The organism is Pontibacterium sp. (assembly GCF_964228735.1).
Taxonomy (GTDB): domain Bacteria; phylum Pseudomonadota; class Gammaproteobacteria; order Pseudomonadales; family Balneatricaceae; genus Pontibacterium.
The window spans coordinates 13,446-31,715 of record NZ_CAXRBQ010000109.1 but is presented as its reverse complement, the minus strand read 5'-3'; the positions used below and the strand labels follow the sequence as shown (position 1 = coordinate 31,715).

The 18,270-nt window shown below is 52.3% G+C and carries 17 protein-coding genes; 5 read left to right on the top strand and 12 right to left on the bottom strand.

From position 1 onward, the window contains the following. The 3 genes from ACEQ15_RS12480 to ACEQ15_RS12470 all read right to left on the bottom strand — a co-directional run. Positions 1-664, bottom strand: a 664-nt coding sequence (locus tag ACEQ15_RS12480; protein ID WP_370279523.1) for a class II aldolase/adducin family protein, incomplete at its 3' end; no start/stop codon positions are given. Between the two features lie 44 nt (positions 665-708). Next, positions 709-1,659, bottom strand: coding sequence for a 2-hydroxyacid dehydrogenase (locus ACEQ15_RS12475; RefSeq protein ID WP_370279522.1), 951 nt, complete (start codon positions 1,657-1,659; stop codon positions 709-711). After that, complete coding sequence (locus ACEQ15_RS12470) at positions 1,637-1,999, bottom strand: multidrug efflux SMR transporter (RefSeq protein ID WP_370279521.1); 363 nt, start codon at positions 1,997-1,999, stop codon at positions 1,637-1,639. The genes ACEQ15_RS12475 and ACEQ15_RS12470 overlap by 23 nt, the downstream gene beginning before the upstream one ends. A 500-nt stretch (positions 2,000-2,499) precedes the next feature. Here ACEQ15_RS12470 and ACEQ15_RS12465 point away from each other — a divergent pair, with 500 nt between their 5' ends. The 3 genes from ACEQ15_RS12465 (at position 2,500) to ACEQ15_RS12455 (ending at position 5,386) form a co-directional block, all read left to right on the top strand. Continuing rightward, a complete protein-coding gene (locus ACEQ15_RS12465; protein WP_370299071.1) occupies positions 2,500-3,387 on the top strand; it encodes a DMT family transporter in 888 nt (295 codons plus the stop codon). Positions 3,388-3,501: 114 nt separating this feature from the next. Next, complete coding sequence (locus ACEQ15_RS12460; protein ID WP_370279519.1) at positions 3,502-3,975, top strand: peroxiredoxin; 474 nt, start codon at positions 3,502-3,504, stop codon at positions 3,973-3,975. Between the two features lie 142 nt (positions 3,976-4,117). After that, positions 4,118-5,386, top strand: coding sequence for a Coenzyme F420 hydrogenase/dehydrogenase, beta subunit C-terminal domain (locus tag ACEQ15_RS12455; RefSeq protein WP_370279518.1), 1,269 nt, complete (start codon positions 4,118-4,120; stop codon positions 5,384-5,386). A 58-nt stretch (positions 5,387-5,444) separates the two neighbouring features. On the opposite strand, the gene ACEQ15_RS12450 is transcribed toward ACEQ15_RS12455, so the two are convergent. Genes ACEQ15_RS12450 through ACEQ15_RS12430 form a run of 5 tightly spaced genes read right to left on the bottom strand, consistent with a single transcriptional unit; the run spans position 5,445 to position 7,715 of the window. After that, positions 5,445-5,777 carry a sterol desaturase family protein gene (locus ACEQ15_RS12450; RefSeq protein WP_370279517.1) on the bottom strand — a complete coding sequence of 111 codons (333 nt, stop codon included), beginning with the start codon at positions 5,775-5,777 and terminating at the stop codon, positions 5,445-5,447. A 53-nt stretch (positions 5,778-5,830) separates the two neighbouring features. After that, the gene (locus ACEQ15_RS12445) at positions 5,831-6,316 is read right to left on the bottom strand and encodes a sterol desaturase family protein (RefSeq protein ID WP_370279516.1); all 486 of its coding nucleotides are present in this window, start codon (positions 6,314-6,316) and stop codon (positions 5,831-5,833) included. Positions 6,317-6,328: 12 nt separating this feature from the next. Continuing rightward, positions 6,329-6,928 (bottom strand): hypothetical protein, encoded by a 600-nt coding sequence (locus ACEQ15_RS12440; protein ID WP_370279515.1) that lies wholly within the window; start codon positions 6,926-6,928, stop codon positions 6,329-6,331. 4 nt (positions 6,929-6,932) lie between these two features. Then, positions 6,933-7,109 (bottom strand): hypothetical protein, encoded by a 177-nt coding sequence (locus tag ACEQ15_RS12435; RefSeq protein WP_370279514.1) that lies wholly within the window; start codon positions 7,107-7,109, stop codon positions 6,933-6,935. A gap of 3 nt (positions 7,110-7,112) precedes the next feature. Further along, the gene (locus ACEQ15_RS12430; RefSeq protein WP_370279513.1) at positions 7,113-7,715 is read right to left on the bottom strand and encodes a TetR/AcrR family transcriptional regulator; all 603 of its coding nucleotides are present in this window, start codon (positions 7,713-7,715) and stop codon (positions 7,113-7,115) included. Positions 7,716-7,856: 141 nt separating this feature from the next. On the opposite strand from ACEQ15_RS12430, the gene ACEQ15_RS12425 reads away from it, so the two are divergent. Beyond that, complete coding sequence (locus ACEQ15_RS12425; RefSeq protein WP_370279512.1) at positions 7,857-9,017, top strand: aromatic ring-hydroxylating dioxygenase subunit alpha; 1,161 nt, start codon at positions 7,857-7,859, stop codon at positions 9,015-9,017. An 8-nt stretch (positions 9,018-9,025) separates the two neighbouring features. Here ACEQ15_RS12425 and ACEQ15_RS12420 read toward each other — a convergent pair whose 3' ends face one another. From ACEQ15_RS12420 to ACEQ15_RS12405, 4 genes are all read right to left on the bottom strand, one after another. Then, positions 9,026-10,228 (bottom strand): M24 family metallopeptidase, encoded by a 1,203-nt coding sequence (locus tag ACEQ15_RS12420; RefSeq protein WP_370279511.1) that lies wholly within the window; start codon positions 10,226-10,228, stop codon positions 9,026-9,028. A gap of 193 nt (positions 10,229-10,421) precedes the next feature. Next, positions 10,422-13,298 carry an EAL domain-containing protein gene (locus ACEQ15_RS12415; RefSeq protein WP_370279510.1) on the bottom strand — a complete coding sequence of 959 codons (2,877 nt, stop codon included), beginning with the start codon at positions 13,296-13,298 and terminating at the stop codon, positions 10,422-10,424. A gap of 147 nt (positions 13,299-13,445) precedes the next feature. Further along, complete coding sequence (locus ACEQ15_RS12410; RefSeq protein ID WP_370279509.1) at positions 13,446-14,633, bottom strand: diguanylate cyclase domain-containing protein; 1,188 nt, start codon at positions 14,631-14,633, stop codon at positions 13,446-13,448. Positions 14,634-15,608: 975 nt separating this feature from the next. Further along, the gene (locus tag ACEQ15_RS12405; RefSeq protein WP_370279508.1) at positions 15,609-16,484 is read right to left on the bottom strand and encodes a DMT family transporter; all 876 of its coding nucleotides are present in this window, start codon (positions 16,482-16,484) and stop codon (positions 15,609-15,611) included. A gap of 501 nt (positions 16,485-16,985) precedes the next feature. Here ACEQ15_RS12405 and glyA point away from each other — a divergent pair. Continuing rightward, on the top strand, positions 16,986-18,248 hold the full coding sequence (gene glyA / locus ACEQ15_RS12400; RefSeq protein WP_370279507.1) for a serine hydroxymethyltransferase: 1,263 nt from the start codon (positions 16,986-16,988) through the stop codon (positions 18,246-18,248). The last annotated feature ends 22 nt before the right edge of the window (positions 18,249-18,270 follow it).

Below are 18,270 nucleotides of genomic sequence, written 5' to 3'. Positions count from 1 at the left end.
ACTGCTTGGCAGCCAGTTCCCACAGTGCCGGATCGCCGTGATCCAACTCGTAGCCGGACGCGGTCGCCTGCAATGCCACTTCACAGGTACGGATCAGGTAGTACATGTTCATGAAGCACTCACCGGCGGTTTCACCCACAGTTAGGAAGCCGTGGTTGCGCATGATCAGGCAGCTGTTTTCACCCATGTTTTCAGCGATACGGAAACGCTCTTCAGGATCTACAGACAGACCTTCCCAATCGTGGAAACCAACCTTGCCGTACAGCATGGAGGAGTCCTGTACCAGGAACGGCAGCTCTTTGAATGCTGTCGCGGCGGTGCAGGATTTCGGGTGCGCGTGGAATACAAACTTATTGTTGCGGTGGCTGTCGCTCAGGTGGATTGCGCCGTGGATGATGAAACCGGCGGTGTTCACATCACTTGGGCCTTCCAGCACGTTGCCTTCCTCGTCCACCTTGATCAGGTTGGAAGCGGTGACCTCTTCGTAGTTCAGACCGAAGCGGTGCATGTAGAAGTGGTGATCGGAACCCGGTACACGTGCGGTGATGTGGTTCCAGATGGTGTCATCCCAGCCAAACAGATGGGTCAGGCGGAACATCGCTGCCAGATCGATACGAACCTGTTCCTGCTGCTGTTCCAGTGTTAGCTCTTGTGTGGTTGTCATCTTTTCATCTCTCTATTGTTTTTATGATGTCCGGATTGGTTCGCTTATGCCGAGGCAGCGATCCGGGCAGGGTGTTGATGCAGCGGAAACGGTTCCTCACCGTTTTCGATGCGTAAGATGTTGTCTGCGATCAGTCGCGCCGCCGAGCGGGCGTAGGTCGCGCCCGACATGTGTGGCGTTACAGTCACGTTGGGGTGACGCCAGAAACGGGAATACTCGGGTAGCGGTTCAATGCTGAAGGCGTCCAGAACTGCATGACTCAGATGGCCACGGTCCAATGCCGCCAGCAGATCGACGTCGCGAATGACATCGCCACGGCTGATGTTGATCAGTGCGGCGGATTGCGGCAGTTGGCTCAGCAGTGTGCTGTCGATAAAACCGATGGTGTCGGGGGTGACTGGCAGGCAGTTCACCAGCACATCGGTTGCCTGCAGAGAGGTACCCAATTGATCAGGGCCTGCGTAACAGGTCACCCCATCCAGCTGTTGTTCAAAGCGATCCCAGCCAGACACGTTGAAGCCGTTCAGCTGCAGACGTTTCGCTACTTCTTTGCCCACGGCACCCAAACCCAGCACAGTAACGTTGTAATCCTGGGGTGCGCAGATGTCGTGACGTTGCCAGACGCGCTGGCTCTGCTGCTCGCGGTAGGTGTCGTATTGGCGATGCAGGTTCATCACCCAGTAGAGGGTGTAGAGCGCCATGTCTTTCAATACTTCAGGATCAACCAGCCGCACGATCGGCAGATCGGGCACGGTTGGGTCCTGATCGATATGTTCGGTACCTGCACCCAGCAGCAGGATGCCTTTCAGGTTGGGGTAACACTGCAGGTCTCCCGCAGGGTGGTTCCAGATCACCGCGTATTCGATCTCTTCTGCCACCACATCTACAGAGCTGAGCTGGTCATACCGGTAAACGGTTTTCTGCGGCAGCAGCATGGTGAGCTGTTCGTACCATGTCTGGTTGTCGTAGCCGTTATTGTTGAGAAGTATGGACATGCTCAGTCTCCGGTTGCTCAGGATTGCTTTCGTGGTGCAGACCCAGCACACCAACAAGGATCAGGACGATAAAACCGATGCGGCCAGGGCTGATGGCTTCCTGAAAGAACAGCACGCCCAATAGAGTGATCAGCACGATGCCAACACCCGACCACACCGCGTATACGATGCTTACGTCGAGGGTTTTCGCACTGAGGGTGATCAGGCTGAGTGCGACTGCAAAGAATGCGAAACAGAGCACTGATGCAGTGATGTTGCTGAAGCCGTTAGATAGCTTCAGGCAAAAGGTGCCCGCCACTTCAAACACGATGCCCAACATCAACAGAGACCAACCAGTCATGTCGAAACCCTCACTGTGTAAACCAACTGGCTTTCAATATCGAACTTCAGTGAAAAGCTGTAAAACGGAAAAAATTGGAGGGGGGTATCGGTTTTTTTGGTGGCTCTGAAGCGCCCGTGTAATAAGGCCTTCGGGCGATCGTGTAAGTGGTGAGGCGTATGGAGATTTGGGTATAAATATTTTTTAAGATCTTTCTAAAAACTATTAGTTTGAGTAAAGGTTTTGATCCGACTAGCGTTGGCTTTGTAGTGATTTCCTAAAAAGCCCAGTGCCTTTTGGGAGAACTACTCCATGGTATTTAAGACGTGGTGTCTTAAGTTTTGGCCCCAGCTCAGGGGCCTTTTTTCTTTACAGGACGTGGTGGCATGAACAGTCACACCCGGTTGGTAGGTTGGCCATCACGGAGTGATGCCCAACAGATCGACCTAGAGTTTTCCGTTAGCGTTGGGCTTCGCGTTGCGAAGGCCAACCTACGCTACTTATCAGGAAGGAGTGGCTGGATGAACAGTCAGAATCAGGCGGTCGCAAAGCAAACCCATACGCTCGGTATCAGCCTTTGCCTGGGATCGATGTTTATCTTTGCGGTGCAGGATTCCATCACCAAAGTGCTGGTGCAGGATATGGCGGTCGCCCAGTTCGTGATGGTGCGCTATTGGGTGTTTGCACTGTTTGCCGTTGGTTGGGTGGCCTGGCGTGGTGGTGTGCGTCGTGCGTTGTATACCCAGAAACCAGGTCTGCAGATAGCACGCTCTCTGCTATCCGTGGCAGAAATTGCCATTTTTAACCTGTCATTGCGTTACCTTGGTTTGGCCGAAGCCCATGCGTTACTTGCCGTATTCCCGCTGATTGCGATAGCGCTGGCGTCTCCCATGTTGGGTGAAAAGGTTGGGTTGCGTCGTTGGATGGCGGTGGCTGCAGGATTCGCCGGAACCTTGATTATCTTGCGGCCTGGTCTGGAGGTGTTCAAACCTGAGGCTTTCATCGCCTTGTCCGCCGCGGTGTGTTTTGCCTTCTACAACCTGATCACCCGTTTTGTCAGTGCTGCGGGGGATAGCTTCAATACCAATATGCTGTATATGGCGCTGGTGGGCTGCATTTCCGCCACGCTGTTTGGCATTCCTGAATGGCGTGAGCCCTCTCTAGATGAGTGGCTGATGATGGCGGTATTGTCAGTTACGGGCATATTCGGGCACCTGTTACTGGTTAAAGCGCTGGAGTATGCGCCAGCCTCAGTTTTACAACCTTTCAACTACAGTCTGCTGGTCTTTGCTACAGTATTTGGTGTGCTGTTGTTTGCTGAGATCCCTGATCTGCCGACGCTAATAGGTTCGGCAATCATCACCGGGAGTGGGCTTTATGTGATTATGCAGGGCCAAAACGGGCGTTAGAAAGACGTGCAAATGTGGCCAATCGGCAAACACGGGTTACAAGGAACTGAGATGCATCTATTAAGGTAGTCAGATTATCCATAGGTGCACGATCATACAAAGAGGGTAACGAACATGATTCAAGTGGGTGATTCCATTCCTGAAGTAACGGTCCAGACCATGGGTGAAAAGGGACCGGAAAATGTGAGTACCACCGTACTATTTTCTGATCAGAAAATAGTTTTGTTTGCGGTGCCAGGGGCGTTTACCCCAACCTGTTCAGCCGCACATCTGCCGGGCTACGTCGTTAAGGCCGATGAGATCCTGGCCAAAGGCGTTGACCGGATTGTCTGTATGGCAGTGAACGATGCCTTCGTAATGGATGCCTGGGGTAAGGCAAGCAATGCGGACCAGATCCTGATGGTTGCAGACGGTAACGGTGAGTTTGCGACAGCGTTAGGTTTGGAAGCTGATTTCCATAACTTCCATATGGGGCTGCGCTCCAAGCGATTTGCGATGGTGGTGGAAAACGGTGTTGTGAAAACGCTGGCTGTGGATGAGAAAGGCCTGGAAAAAACTGCTGCCGAAGCGATTCTGGCAGCGCTGTAATTCAGTCCATAACAGGCGGGGTAGTCGGATCGAAAAATCTGATCCCCGCCTGCGAAAAGTTGGTTTGGTCAATTGCTCCAGGAGGCAGACACTGGAACCACAATAACAATGGATTCAGATGTTCTGCTGTGAGGTGTAAACGATGTTAGACCGATGCCGAAACGCTGCCAAAGACCGGCTTTACCGGATTGTTGAAGAGGGGATGTGTACCGGTTGTGGCCTGTGCCAGTCCGTGGCTGGTGAAGATTCCATCCAGATACGTACGCAGCCAACCGGATACAAGCGTCCGGTTGTGGTTGGGGATCTGGACGACGAAACGGTCGATTCAATCTATGCGGTGTGTCCGGGAATCAATGTCAGCCAGGAATTTCCGCAAGACGATCAGGTTTCAGACGATCTGATCTGGGGACGCAATGTCCGCAATGTGATGGCTTGGGCCGCACAGCCTAATGTTCGTTTTAAAGCATCCACCGGTGGTGTGATGACCGGACTAGCGCAGTATCTGGTCGCCAGCGGCGAAGTCGATTTTATCCTGCACGTTAAAGCCTCCGACTCAGAACCTGCCTTTGGTGAACGTCACCTGAGTTTCACTGATGCCGATGTGATTGAAGCCTCCGGCTCCCGTTACGGACCTGCCGCGCCGCTGCTGGATATTGGTAGTCTGCTTGATCGTGGCCAACCTTTTGCTTTTATCGGCAAGCCTTGTGATGTATCCGCTCTCAACAACTACGCACGTATTGATCCCCGTGTAGACGAACTGGTGCGTTACAAGCTGGCGATTGTGTGTGGTGGTTATCTGACACCGGATAGCTTTAACGGCTTTCTCGAACAGGCGGGTGTGCCGCGTAAAGATCTGGCGCGTATCCGCTATCGGGGTAACGGTTGTCCGGGGCCGGTCGAAATGGAAAACCACAATGGTGAAGTGTTCTTCCGCAGCTACAACGATTTCTGGGGAGAGGGTGAAAGCAGCTGGTCGATCCCGTTCCGTTGCAAGATCTGCCCGAACGGTATCGGTGAAGGTGCAGATATCGCCGCTGCAGACAGCTGGCCAGATTGCCAGGTGGACTCTGCCACTGAAAAGGATGATCCGGGTAGCAATGCGGTCATTGTCCGCTCCAGCAAAGGCAATACTCTGCTGAGCGCAGCAGTGGAAGAGGGCTTTATCGAAACCGGCGACGAGATCACCCCGCGAGATCTGGATTTTTTCCAACCTCATCAGGTGGTCAAAAAGCAGGCCGGGATGGCACGTATCGAAGGGCTGGTGGAAGAGGGCGGTTTGGGCATACGTTGCAAAGGTCAGCGGCTGAATGAAATCGCTGACACGATGGAAAAAGACTTTCTGAATTTGCAGCGAGACGGAACGCGTCGTCGATTCCGTGCGGGTGACGGTGAAGAGCCAACGCCGGTATAAAGCGTGGGTATAAACGGAAACGCCCCGGATTTTCCGGGGCGTTGGTTTATCTTGCCGCTTAAGGAGCTGTCGATCTGTTCTTGGGCTGCCAACCCGGTGGTTTGAATAGATAGCCTGCAAATTCAGACATGCTGCGTGCTTTCAGCAGATCCTTGTACAACCGTGGGAATTCATAGAACTGCACCGTGATCGGATTCTTGCTGGTCATCGGTGTAGTCAGACCGTAGTTGGGTAGTTCTTCCTCTTTCTGGAAAGTTCCGAAGATGCGGTCCCAGATGATCAGAATCCCGCCGAAGTTTTTATCGATGTATTTCTTGTCTGAACCGTGGTGTACACGGTGATGTGATGGTGTATTGAATATCCATTCCAATGGACCGAGCTTGCCGATCATCTCGTTGTGAATCCAAAACTGATATGCCTGAACCAGTACCTCAGCGGCAAAGATCAGGATCGGGTTAAAGCCATTAGGACCAGTGGCAGGTGAAACAGTACCGACACAACCGGATCAAACAGGCTGAATCGGAACGCCGTCGCGGTGTTGTAGACGCCAGAGCTGTGGTGGACCGAGTGTGCCAGCCAGAACAGACGGATGCGGTGGATCGCGTAGTGTTCGATGTAGTACGTCAGGTCAGCGAGCATGAGCACTAACAGAGCGGTATACCCGTTGACCGGCTGCTTCCATGGAATGAATTCGTACACGGTGAAGTAGAGATACACTGCACCACCAAAAATCACGAACTCCGTAAAGTAATACGGCACCTGGGTAAGCATACTGGATAGCGTTTCCAGGAAACGCTCACCGCTGAAGCGCCGGGTGAATACCTCGTTTAACAACTCCAGACCCAGGAATAGGAACGCGAATACAAGTACCCAGTCGTAGATGCTGAATGACATAAACTCGATGTATTCAAGCCAGAGAGATTCGTTCATCGTTTCCTTCCCTTATCGCAAACCCAGATGAGCGGTAACACGCACCGGTTGGTAGTTCTTGTCCAATACCCAGCGTTCGTAATCGGTTTCGTAGCGCAGGGATTGGGCCGACAGATCCGGCTTTTGCCATGACTCGAGCACCGTTTTCCCTGATACCGGCAGATAGAGGCCGGTGTCGATGGTGGCAGTCACGGTACCTACTACCGAGCCTTGTTTGGCAAACCCCAAGGTGAGACTCACGGAGTTACGTTTGTTGTCGTAATCGCTGTAGACGGCGTATACCTCGCGGGATTGCGGAAGCGAGTTCGCCAACTTCGATTCAGCAAAGGCCAGCCAGTGTTGGTTGATCTGTGCTTCCACATCACCATCCAGGTTAAGAACGGTGCTTATGCCCTGCACCTTGAGTAGTTTGTTCTGCTTGATTGGCAGGGTATTAGGGGCTGTTGTTTCAGGTGCCACAGAGCGTGCTACGGGTTCTGCTGCCTTTGCTTTAGCTGGGGCTGGTGGCTCACTGGCGTAAGACACCGCTTCGTTACCCAGAAAAACAAACATGCCGATCATGCTCAGGCCGTACACCACACGAATCAGGCCGTTTCGTTTTGGTAAGCTCATCTGCTTAGATCTCCCAGCAGAAACATGAGATAGCTATCGCAAGCCAGAGCAGCATCGTGCTCCAGTACGCGAACGGTTCGCTGCTGCGTTCGAATTCGCGGTGTAACCACACTTTGCCGCTAAACAGGTCGTACACCACCCAAAGCAGCAGGAAAAATCCTAAATAGTATGTCCAGGGCATGGGTTAAGCTCCTTTGCCAGAAGATGCAGATTCCAGAGTTTGCAGCAGGTATTCCGCTGCCGTGCGGGCCGGTTGGCGATATTGCTGGTTCATGCCAAGCGGGGCGAGAGAATCCAGGTTGAAGTAGAGGGAGATCAGACCATACGAAACGGCAGCGATGCTTTCAGTTGTAGCGTCGGGGTAATCCTTCTGCAGAATGACGGCGACATCGTTGGTGAAACTTTGCATCCAGACCTGCATCCGTTTGCGCATATCGTCATCGCGACCTGCAGCGAAGATCAGGGATTCGATTACCATGACAAATTCCGGGTCGCTATGCTGATCGCTGAATAATCCGTCCAACAAAAAATGAGATCCGTTCTGTGCGGGTAGCATCGCCATAAACGCGCTCCACTGCTCATCGGATTGTTGCAGTACCCGATCAACCAGGAGGCCGGTCAGTTCTTCCCGATTACCCACAAAGTGTCGGACGAGGCTGCGTTTCAGTCCTGATTCTTCAGCAATACGCTCCAGCGTGCTGCCCTCAAGACCAAAGCGAGCCACGCAGCGGTAAAACGCATTGAGGATCTCCTCTGTGCGTTCCTCTTTTTTGCTTGGGCGTCCCATTTGTGAACCTCAGAATAAATTGTCAATGATGGCAGTTTATTCTAGGATTGGATTTATTGTCAAATATGACAATTTAATAAGATCACTTTAAAAGCACTGCTCAGTCGCCATACTGGGTACAAACAGAAAAGGGGAAACTCTGTGAGCCAATCTCTGATGACTGCCTATAAAGATGCCGTAGCGACACCAATTGGAGAGGCGCGTTGTCTGCCTTTCGCCCTGTACCACGATAGGTCCGTTTTTGCACCGGAGGCTGAGTCGCTGTTTCACAACGATTGGGTGTTTGCATGTGCTGAAGCAAAGCTTGCTGATGCAGGGGATTACTTTGCCCTTGAGATCGTGCGGGAGCAGGTAGTTATCATCCGGGGTAAAGACGGCGAACTCAGGGCGTTGTCGAATAACTGCCGCCATCGTGGTACGCCGCTGTTGGATCTGGGTTTTGGCAATGCAGGCAAGAACATTGTCTGCCCATATCACGCCTGGACCTTCGATGATAAGGGCTCATTCCGAGGAGCACCGTTTGCCGGAGAGGTGGCAATCGAAAAAGATGATCACTGTTTGCCGCAATACGCAGTGGCAGTGTGGAAAGGGCTGGTTTTTGTAAACCTGGCCGATGAGCCGCAGCCGTTTAGCGAACGTATTGAAGGCCTGGATGCATATCTGGAAGTGTTTGAGCTGGACCGCTTTCAGCATGCCTACCACTTGGAGGCTGAGTACTGGAACGCTAACTGGAAGCTGGCCGTTGAGAACGGGATCGAGAGCTACCATCTGTTCAAGGTGCACAAGGAAACACTGGAAACCATGACACCCACCAAGCAGGCCTATTACGTCGCAGGCAGCTCGGAGTGGACCTTGACGGGCGGGGCGATCAAAGACGAGCGCAGCACGCTGACCAAGTGGCTAACGGGCAGTCATCCGGAGGCGTACAGCCAATACGTGCTGCTGTTCCTACCTCCATCACTCATTGCCGTCATCGACTATGAGGGGATGCACTGGATTCAGATTCTGCCAACGGATGCCGAGCATTGCGAAGTGATTCCAGGGGGCCTATCGCAACAGCCGGTGAAGAACTTTGACTCACCCGAGTTCCAGTTCACCCATGCTTTCCTGGCAGAGGACAAAGAGATCTGCGAGCGGGTACAACGTGGCATGCACTCGCAGAAAGGAGAGGGCGGCAAGCTGGTGAGTCTGGAGCAGATCCTCGTGGATTTCCGTCACTATGTTGGAAACCGATTATTTGGAACCTGCCCCGAGCCATTCAGAGAAGGAGAACGTGCTGCGCTTTTTTTAGATCCTAAGTAAGCGCCTATCTAGTTCAAAAGATCCTGTTCAAACGGGTACGTAGAGAGTTTCTCGTACCCGTTTGCAGTAACCCGGACCATCTCTTCCAGTTTCACCCCATCCCGGCCACCTTTGACGCCGGAATAGCTTTCTACACAGATCACCATGTTCTCTTCAAGCACGCCATCGTAGCCGTTGCCGTGCCAGTCTTCGCCGTAGTAGATCTTTGGATGTTCATCGGACATGCCTGCACCGTGGAAGGCACACACATAACGTTGCTCCCGATATTCTTCCTTCCGTGCAAAGGCTATTTCAGACAATTCAGCAAAGCTTACGCCGGGACGGATCAGTTTCATGTTGTGGTGAATCTCATCGTAAGCATGCTGATAAGCATCTCGCTGATCTTGTGTACCGCGACCACCGCCACAGATCCATGAGCGGGAGATATCTGCCAGATACCCCTGCGGACCGATCATATCGGTATCAAACGCCACCATATCACCGGCTTCGATGACCTTCGAAGTTGCTTCCTGTAGCCAAGGGTTAGTGCGCTGACCTGAGGCGAGCATCTTGCCTTCGATCCAGTCCCCGCCGTGGGCAATATTCACTTGATGGATCACCGACCAGAGCTGGTTTTCGGTGATTCCCGGCTGCAGGGCGGTGTGCATTTTATGAATGCCGTACTCCGCAACCGCGATTGAGTGGCGAATGCAGTCAATTTCAGTGGGGTGTTTGATCAACTTTGCTTGTTCGATCAGGGCTTCGCCATCGGTCAGGCGGTAACCCTTGCTGACCAACTGCTGGCTGATCAGAGGGGAAAAACGCTCCAACGCGATTCGGCTGCCAGCGTTGTGGAGCCGGTGGTCGCGAATAAAGCGCTCGATATCTTCAACGATGCGCTGGGATTGTCGCGATAGATCCAGTCCGCCATCAAAAGGCGTTGCGAAACGGGAGCCTTGGTAGCTATCCACATTGGCGTGATGACGCTGGCTTGCACCGAACAGGGTTACAGGGCCTTCAAGTGGAATGAATAGGTGCGCCGTGGGAATGTGTGACTGGAACATCAGGTATTCATCGAAATTGACCGCATAACGCAGGTTGACCGGGCTGGTCAGAATACTCAGCGAGATGTTGTGTTCGGCCATCACGGCGCGGATACGCTCAAGCCGGTAGGTGTACATCGCATCAAGGCGTTGTTGGCTGATGCCTGCGTCTGGGATCAACTCAATCATGATGGCTCCTGTTTGTTCTTGTTGTGTGCGGTGATTGTTTGATGCGGAGAGTTTGCGCTTTGGGTAGAGCTGGCGACAAACGAAGATCTAAGAGGCAGCCATCGGGATCTTCGATTTAGAGGTGGGATGCTTCTGTGAGGCGGTGCATCCAGAGGGATTGCCCCTCTGGATATTGGTTAAGCTGCACTGGGCGTCAGGATACCGGTTCTGGTTGCGGCTCGTGGTACAGCGCTTCCAGCTGATCGGCAGGCACAGCCGGGGAGAAGTAGTACCCCTGCACCTTATCGCAGTCCAGCACGGTCAGAAACGCCATCTGTTCTTCATTTTCGACACCCTCTGCAACGACATCTAGATTCATGTTTTGGGCAACAGAGATAATTGAAGAGATGATGCTGGCATCCTCTGTATCGATCGGTAGGCCGTTTACAAAACTGCGGTCGATCTTCACTTCAGAGACAGGCATCTTTTTCAGCAGCGATAGACTTGAATAACCTGTTCCGAAGTCGTCCAGTGAGATCGGTACACCCAATGCAGAGATCGCATTCAGGTTTTCGATTACGTGTTCTTCATCGCCGATCAAGGCGGTTTCAGTCACCTCAAGGACAATCAAGTGAGGACTCAGGTTGTAACGCGCCAGGGCGCGTTTTACATCGGTGATAAATGATTTCGACTTAATCTGCACCGGGGAGACATTGATCGATACGGGCAACATTATGCCTTTTGATACCCATAATGCGGCCTGACGACAGGCTTCATCCAGCACCCATTTCCCGATCTCAATGATCTGACCGGTCTCTTCCGAAACCGGAATAAACTGGGCAGGGGAGACCAGAGTGCCGTCCTGATGTTGCCAGCGGATCAGTGCCTCAACACTCGCCATACGCAGGTCAGATGCGCGGTGCTGAGGTTGGTAATACAGCTCGAACTCGTGGTTGCTGATCGCGACGTTGAGCTGGTTCTCAAGCTGCATCCGCTGGACAACGTTTTCGTTCATCTCGCCGGTGAAAAACTGGAAGTTGTTTCGGCCGCATTTCTTCGCATGGTGCAGGGCGATGTCGGCATGTTTCATCAGTTCTTCGCTGCTCACGCCGTCTTGTGGTGCGATGGCGATACCGATGCTGGCAGTGAGCAGTACATCCGCTTCGGGCAGACTGATCTGCTGGGAGATCGCTTCGATTATTCGGAACGCGATCTGGGTGGCCACCATCGAAGATTTATATGTCGGCTCCAGCACAATGACGAACTCGTCGCCAGAGATGCGACCCAGCGTATCCACCTCACGGACAGAGCTTTTGATGCGCTGGGCGATCTCGATAATCACCCGATCACCGCATTCATGACCAAGGGAGTCGTTGATGCGCTTGAAATGGTCCAGATCGACAAACAGCAACGCTGTCTGTTCACCGTCGTGGCGCTCTATCCGTGCCAGCGATTGGTTCAGACGCTCAAGTATCACCCTTTTGTTAGGCAGGTCGGTGAGAGGGTCGTAATCCGACAGGTAGCTCAGCTTGGCCTGATCAGCTTTCTGTTCCGTGATGTCTCGGCAGGTGGCAATGTAATTGAGCACGTCTCCGTTTCGGTCATAAAACGTGTTGATCGACAGCCACTGCGGATACATCGAGCCATCTTTACGCCGATTGATGATCTCACCTTCCCAGTGTCCGCACTCGATCAGATTCTGCCATAGCTGGGCGTAGAATTTTTTCTCATGTACTTTGGATGCGAGTTTAGACGGGGTACTGCCCAGCATCTCATCACGGGTGTAGCCCGTAATCTCGGTAAATGCCCGGTTCACGTGGATAATCTGCGCGTGTTTGTCGGTAACAATGATCCCTTCGGACGCGCTTTCAACAATACGCTCATTAAGCTCCAGCAGCTCGGTGCGGCGCTTCAGCAATTGCTGGCGTTTCTTCATCATCGCATGGGTTGCGTTAAAGCGTTTGCTCAGCCAACTGGTAAAGAGATAGGTGGAGGTGGTACTTAATCCGCCAATGATCAGGAAGGCGATAGCAAGATTCATCAAACTGCTGCTCAGCTGATTATCCAGCTCCAGCCGCTTCTCGTTGGTGAGCTCGCTGAGAGTATTGCGGTATACACCCGCTACCAGCACCCAGTCGTTAAATGGCAGCGGTTTTACGTACGACAGTTTCTCTTCAATGCTGTTGCTGTCTGGCCTGAACCAGTTATAGGTAATGAACTGAGGACCCTCGGCCGCTGCGTTGGCAATCGTTCGGATCGCTTCGCCATTCACTGCTGGCATGTTGTCGTAATGTACGCCTTCAAGGTGACGGGCACTGGCGCTTTTAAGGATGGTTCCGTCGCCGCTTACGATTGCAATATAGCCGTCGCGGCCAAAACGGATGGCGTCGATCTCCCTCTGGATTTCGGTCTCAATGCTTTTGCGGAAGGTGTGAACGTAATCGCCGGTGCCAATAATCCAGTTCAACGGCTCGTACACCGCTATGTAGCTGATCTTGGTGTAGGTGCGCTGCTGGTCATCGGGTAGGTTCCACTCGTATTCGATGAAACCGCTGCGCTCCAGTGAGTTGGCCGCATCCAGAATCTTCATCATGATGCTGTAACTGTTGGATTGTTCATCCTCCAGGTAGGAGTTGCCTTCAAACTGAGGGGCCGCAGGTTGCAGTACAGCGGTGCCGTCGAATTCGTCGATAAACAGATAGCCACGGCCTTCGAAGAAACGGATCGGGCGTAGGCTCTCACGAATAAACGCTTTAAGCTCCGGTTCGCTCATCTGATCGCTATAGGTTTCATGCAAGTGGCGTATCTGCGCGATCGCCTTATCAACCTCTACACGGGATCGTTCTTTAAGCCGCTCTTTCGCGGAGATATAGGTGTTCTCCACGCGCAGAGCTGCATTTTCTGTCTCACGCTGAATGCGAATTTTCTGCTGGGAGACAATATCTTGTTCAAACTGATGCAGGTACTGTTCGAAACGTGTGCGCTCCGAGTAAACGGAGTAACCGTAAATGGCGATGACAATGCCTGATAAGAGGGCGATTACACCCCAGATCAGGTAGATGATAAGACGGTTGGCTTTGAGATCGCCCATTCAGCTGATTCCTTGGATAGATCAGAATTCGTATTAACAGTGGCTTAGGTGTCAGGAAGCAGAAGGCGTTGCGGTGATGATTGAACGCGATAGGCCACAATAGAACACTAAGCACCGAACGCCTCTGGATCACAAAGGCGTAAGGAATCACTGTGTATCAAACGCGTACAATTTGTTTTTGCCGGTTTGTTTTGCGATATACATCGCTTTATCGGCCGCTGTGAGCGCACCTTCAGCACTCTTCGTGCTCTGTGTGATCAACGATACGCCGATGCTTGCGGAAAGGCGCAGTTCCTTGTCGTCGATCCACACACTTTCACTGAGTCGGTCGATCAGTTTCTGGGCGACGACTTCGGCCTGACTGGCTTCGTCCAGCTCGCTTAAGACAACTACAAACTCATCGCCGCCAAGGCGTCCTGCCATATCCGAGCCGCGCACGTTGTCCTTGATCCGGTGCGCCAGCAACTTCAGGCAGCGGTCGCCCACCTCATGGCCATACTGGTCGTTAACCGGTTTGAAATTGTCCAGATCGATAAACAACACGGCCGCAACGCTGTTTTTACGCTGTACCGACGACATCACACGTTCGATCTGATGGGTGAGGTACACCCGGTTAGGCAGACTGGTCAGGTGATCGTGGGTGGCAAAATGCTGCAGTTCGGTATTTGCGGTTTCCAGTTGGCGGCGCTGTTTGGCGGAGGTGAAAATCACATAGCCAGCAAAAACAAAACCAGCGACAACGATGATGACCATGTAAAGCAGCACGCGACTGAAAAGCTTGGTTTGTGCATCGGAAGAGTATTCACGGAAACGTTCGTTCTGCGCACGTTGCATCTCGATCAGTTCATCCAGCAGGTTGGCAACAATGATCTGATCGGACAGCGCCATGTTGAGCATGGCGGTAGATCCGTGGTTACTGGTCATCAGTTTCTTAGCAAACGCTCTAAGCTCGGGGGCGCGGGAGTTGGTTTCGCGATTGAGTCTATCGATTACATCCAGTTCTTGTGGCGTGAGGTTGGTCCCCAGCAGCAGTGTGCGAGCGCTCAGAAAGTCGCTGCTATGCTGGTTGGAGCGTTGGTACAGCTCATTTCGCTTGAACAGATCGTCCAGCAGTGTCATCTGCCATAGCAGAATGGCACGTTCGCGAACCGCTACACGCATATCCATCGCGGCGTTCTGCTGGATGTAGTTATTGTGCATTGCCTGGGCAAAGGCATTTTGCAGCGTGAAAAAGCGCTGGTAGCCATATTCAAACACAAATATGAATGCGCCAAAGATGAAAACGAAGCCAAGAATGTAGATGTTTAGGCTGTTTCCCTGCACCTGTCGAGCCATGATCTCGTACTCACGATCCCTGAAGACTGTCAGTGGAGTATAGTTCTTGAATGATAATTTTCCTTATAAGTTGCTGCAATTTATTGATATTTTCTGCGTTCATTGCTGAAAAATGTTCAAGCAAAAAGATACGATAACGTGATATATGCGGGTGAGCAGAGCGCGAGAGTGAGTGCTGTTGGCGGTCGCGCGGGCTCTGTTCGGTACAGCGTGCTAAACAGAGAATTCAAACAAGACAGCGCTGTAGAACTGGGGCGTTTCTGCCTGTTTGCGACGATCTGAGTAAAGTAAATAGAAAAAAGGTCAAAAATTACTCTTTTAGGAAAAAGAGGGTCGTATTTAGATAATGCCGTGCAGGTGTGTTGGGATAATCTAACTTCAGTCGAAGTGAACACGATATTTAAGCGGGGACGCCCTGGCTTAATTGACGTTACCGGAAACTTTGACTGAATAATGGATTATTCGCGCTCAACCGTTGATGGCACTTGCATATTACTGCATTGCTTTGGCGACTACAGACTAAATCGTCCAATTAGTCTGCGGAGCTTGCCTCGCTCCAATCCCTCGTATATCACGGGTCTTTTTTGCCACCCTTCGCCATGGGTGGCTTTTTTTTGCCTGAAATAAGTTGAAGGTCGGTGAATACTGGCAACTTCTGGTTCCCATGCTCTGCGTGCGAACCCGCAGATGGCGGGGATTCTATGCATTCCCACGCAGAGCGTGGGAGCGAGGAGGAAAAAGTAGGGGCTTTAAAATCAGAGGTTTGCCTTGTCGTAAATAAAAACGCTGGCAGCGTATTTAGGAAACTAGGCCTTGAAAACAATCGCTAGTATTTAAATCGATCTATATCGATCCATCAGTGAAGGATGTGCTTGGCCACCCAATTAGGGTGGCCTTTTTTATTGCACGGATATTTAGAAGGGGGATTTTCTATTCAGGCGGCTTTAATATTAAATAGCCATTGTAAATGGCTGTTTATTTAGAGCGTGATAACAAAACCACCGACAGAATAACCATCCCACCACCAATCAAGGTTGCGGTGTTCAGCGGCTCACCAATCAAGAGCAGGGCGATCGCCACCGCGACTACCGGTTCCATGGTGGAGATGGTGGACGCGTTCGATGCGCCAATCTTAGGTGCACCAGCGATAAACGTTGCGATCGGGAAGATGGTTGCAAACAACGCCAGACCTACCACCGACAACCAGCCTGCATCCGTTTGTGGCCAATGCGTCGGTTGTATTGAGCTGACGACAAGCGCGCCCAGGAAACAACCGATCAGCACCATGCAAGCAGACTGTGCCGGATAAAGCGGGCTGGCTTTATGGGTGCCGTACAAAATAGCCGACCCGTACGCCAGCGCTGCAAACAACGCCCAAAGCACACCGGTGCTATCACCCTGAATATCCAGGCCGACCGCCACAACAACACCGCCAATCGCCAATGCCACGCTGACCAGCTTCAGTGGTGTGGCTTTCTCCTTGAGTACCCCAATGGAAAACAGCACTACAAATGCGGGGAAAGAGAACATCAGAATCACCGCCAGGCTGACCGACGTGCTGTGGCTGGCACTGTAGTAACCCAATGCTGCACCTGAGTATCCGAGGCCAACCAGCAGGTATTGCAGGTTGTGTTTTAGCGGTGGCATCTCAAAGCCCCGCAGCTTTAACCAGACAAACATCATCGAAGACGCTGCGAGGAAACGAAGCACCAATAAGCCCACAGGGCTGGCGCCGTCGCTGTAGGCAACGTGGGTAAATAACGGTTGCAGTCCGTAGCCGATGGCAGAAAGCAGAACCAGGGTGAATCCTTTCAGGTAGTCGTTATCAACGGTGGCTGTATTTGTGGTCATGGCGCTACAAGTAATTGGGTTGAAAAAAATCGACGCTACCGCTGCTTTTTATTGTGAGCAATGGATTGTTTTGCATATGTCGCATGGAGTGCGGAGTTGCGCAAAAAGATGACGCATACAGAAAACACCTTGGTATTGGAGTGCATATTTAATCTGTAGCGTCGCAATCGAGTAGTCATGTGTCGCTACACGCCAGAATTGGCGGTAGCAGCGGCGGTGCGGGGTGTAGCAGGGGCTGTGTCGCATACTAAATAGACCGCCTGTCGTAAATTGATATTACCAAGACGTATTCGAGCATAGCCGCCCCCCTGAGACCCGATAATATCGATTGCGTGGGAGTTGTTTAGCACGCCCGTGTAGGGCTCCTAGCCAGTAACACCGTTCAGCGTTTACCTCCCGGCCTGATTACTTTCCCTCTTAGTAGTCGAGAGAAAGCCAGGAAAAAAACAACTAAAAACCGATATTACGTAACTCACCGATTAGTCGGGTGAGGAGGTGCAAATGTTTAATAAGAATGATCAGATCCAAGGTTTCGATGATGCCCTGTGGGTGGTAATGGAGCAGGAAGCAAAGCGTCAGGAAGAGCACATCGAACTGATCGCCTCCGAAAACTACACCAGCCCGCGCGTTATGCAGGCGCAGGGTTCCGTGCTGACCAACAAATACGCTGAGGGTTACCCTGAAAAGCGATACTACGGCGGTTGTGAACATGTCGATGTAGCTGAGCAGCTGGCGATCGACCGCGCGAAAGAACTGTTTGGTGCTGAGTACGCTAACGTGCAGCCACACTCCGGCTCCCAGGCGAACGCAGCCGTATATATGTCTCTGTGTGAACCAGGCGACACTGTACTGGGTATGAGCCTGGCGCACGGTGGTCACCTGACTCACGGTTCTCACGTTAACTTCTCCGGCAAGATCTACAACGCGGTACAGTACGGTCTGAACGAAGAAACCGGTGAGATCGATTACGATCAGGTTGAAGCACTGGCTGTTGAGCACAAGCCAAAAATGATCGTGGCGGGCTTCTCTGCTTACTCCCAGATCGTTGACTGGGCGCGTTTCCGTGAGATCGCTGACAAAGTAGGCGCATATCTGTTCGTTGATATGGCACACGTTGCCGGTCTGGTCGCTGCGGGTCTGTACCCGAACCCGGTACCGTTCGCTGATGTTGTAACGACTACGACTCACAAGACCCTGCGTGGTCCACGTGGTGGTCTGATTATCTCCCGCGACAACGCGCTGGAGAAGAAGATCAACTCCGCAGTATTCCCTGGTGGTCAGGGCGGTCCTCTGATGCACGTGATCGCGGCAAAAGCGGTAGCGTTCAAAGAAGCACTGGATCCAGAATTCAAAGAGTACCAGGCGCAGGTTGTTAAGAACGCTAACGCGATGGCTGAAGTGCTGATCGAGCGTGGCTTCGAGATCGTTTCCGGCGGCACCAAGAACCACCTGTTCCTGCTGAGCCTGATCAAGCAGGGGCTGACCGGTAAAGATGCAGATGCTGCCCTGGGCCGCGCGAACATCACCGTGAACAAGAACGCGGTGCCTAACGATCCTCAGTCTCCATTCGTAACCTCTGGTCTGCGTATCGGTTCTCCGGTTGTAACCACCCGTGGTTTCAAAGAAGAGCAGTGCCGTACTCTGGCGGGCTGGATCGCTGACCTGCTGGACGTACTGAACCAGCCGGAAGCTCTGGAAGCGAAGATCGCTGAAGTTAAAGAGCAGGTTAAAGCGCTGTGCGCTGACTACCCTGTTTACCGCTAATTGAACAGAACTGAGGCGGTCG

Excerpts from the sequence above, each read along its gene's own strand:
- ACEQ15_RS12475 (WP_370279522.1), bottom strand. The coding sequence starts at position 1,659 with ATGTCCATACTTCTCAACAATAACGGCTACGACAACCAGACATGGTAC.
- ACEQ15_RS12470 (WP_370279521.1), bottom strand. The coding sequence starts at position 1,999 with ATGACTGGTTGGTCTCTGTTGATGTTGGGCATCGTGTTTGAAGTGGCG.
- ACEQ15_RS12465 (WP_370299071.1), top strand. The coding sequence starts at position 2,500 with ATGAACAGTCAGAATCAGGCGGTCGCAAAGCAAACCCATACGCTCGGT.
- ACEQ15_RS12460 (WP_370279519.1), top strand. The coding sequence starts at position 3,502 with ATGATTCAAGTGGGTGATTCCATTCCTGAAGTAACGGTCCAGACCATG.
- ACEQ15_RS12455 (WP_370279518.1), top strand. The coding sequence starts at position 4,118 with ATGTTAGACCGATGCCGAAACGCTGCCAAAGACCGGCTTTACCGGATT.
- ACEQ15_RS12450 (WP_370279517.1), bottom strand. The coding sequence starts at position 5,777 with ATGATCGGCAAGCTCGGTCCATTGGAATGGATATTCAATACACCATCA.
- ACEQ15_RS12445 (WP_370279516.1), bottom strand. The coding sequence starts at position 6,316 with ATGAACGAATCTCTCTGGCTTGAATACATCGAGTTTATGTCATTCAGC.
- ACEQ15_RS12440 (WP_370279515.1), bottom strand. The coding sequence starts at position 6,928 with ATGAGCTTACCAAAACGAAACGGCCTGATTCGTGTGGTGTACGGCCTG.
- ACEQ15_RS12435 (WP_370279514.1), bottom strand. The coding sequence starts at position 7,109 with ATGCCCTGGACATACTATTTAGGATTTTTCCTGCTGCTTTGGGTGGTG.
- ACEQ15_RS12430 (WP_370279513.1), bottom strand. The coding sequence starts at position 7,715 with ATGGGACGCCCAAGCAAAAAAGAGGAACGCACAGAGGAGATCCTCAAT.
- ACEQ15_RS12420 (WP_370279511.1), bottom strand. The coding sequence starts at position 10,228 with ATGATTGAGTTGATCCCAGACGCAGGCATCAGCCAACAACGCCTTGAT.
- ACEQ15_RS12415 (WP_370279510.1), bottom strand. The coding sequence starts at position 13,298 with ATGGGCGATCTCAAAGCCAACCGTCTTATCATCTACCTGATCTGGGGT.
- ACEQ15_RS12410 (WP_370279509.1), bottom strand. The coding sequence starts at position 14,633 with ATGGCTCGACAGGTGCAGGGAAACAGCCTAAACATCTACATTCTTGGC.
- ACEQ15_RS12405 (WP_370279508.1), bottom strand. The coding sequence starts at position 16,484 with ATGACCACAAATACAGCCACCGTTGATAACGACTACCTGAAAGGATTC.
- glyA (WP_370279507.1), top strand. The coding sequence starts at position 16,986 with ATGTTTAATAAGAATGATCAGATCCAAGGTTTCGATGATGCCCTGTGG.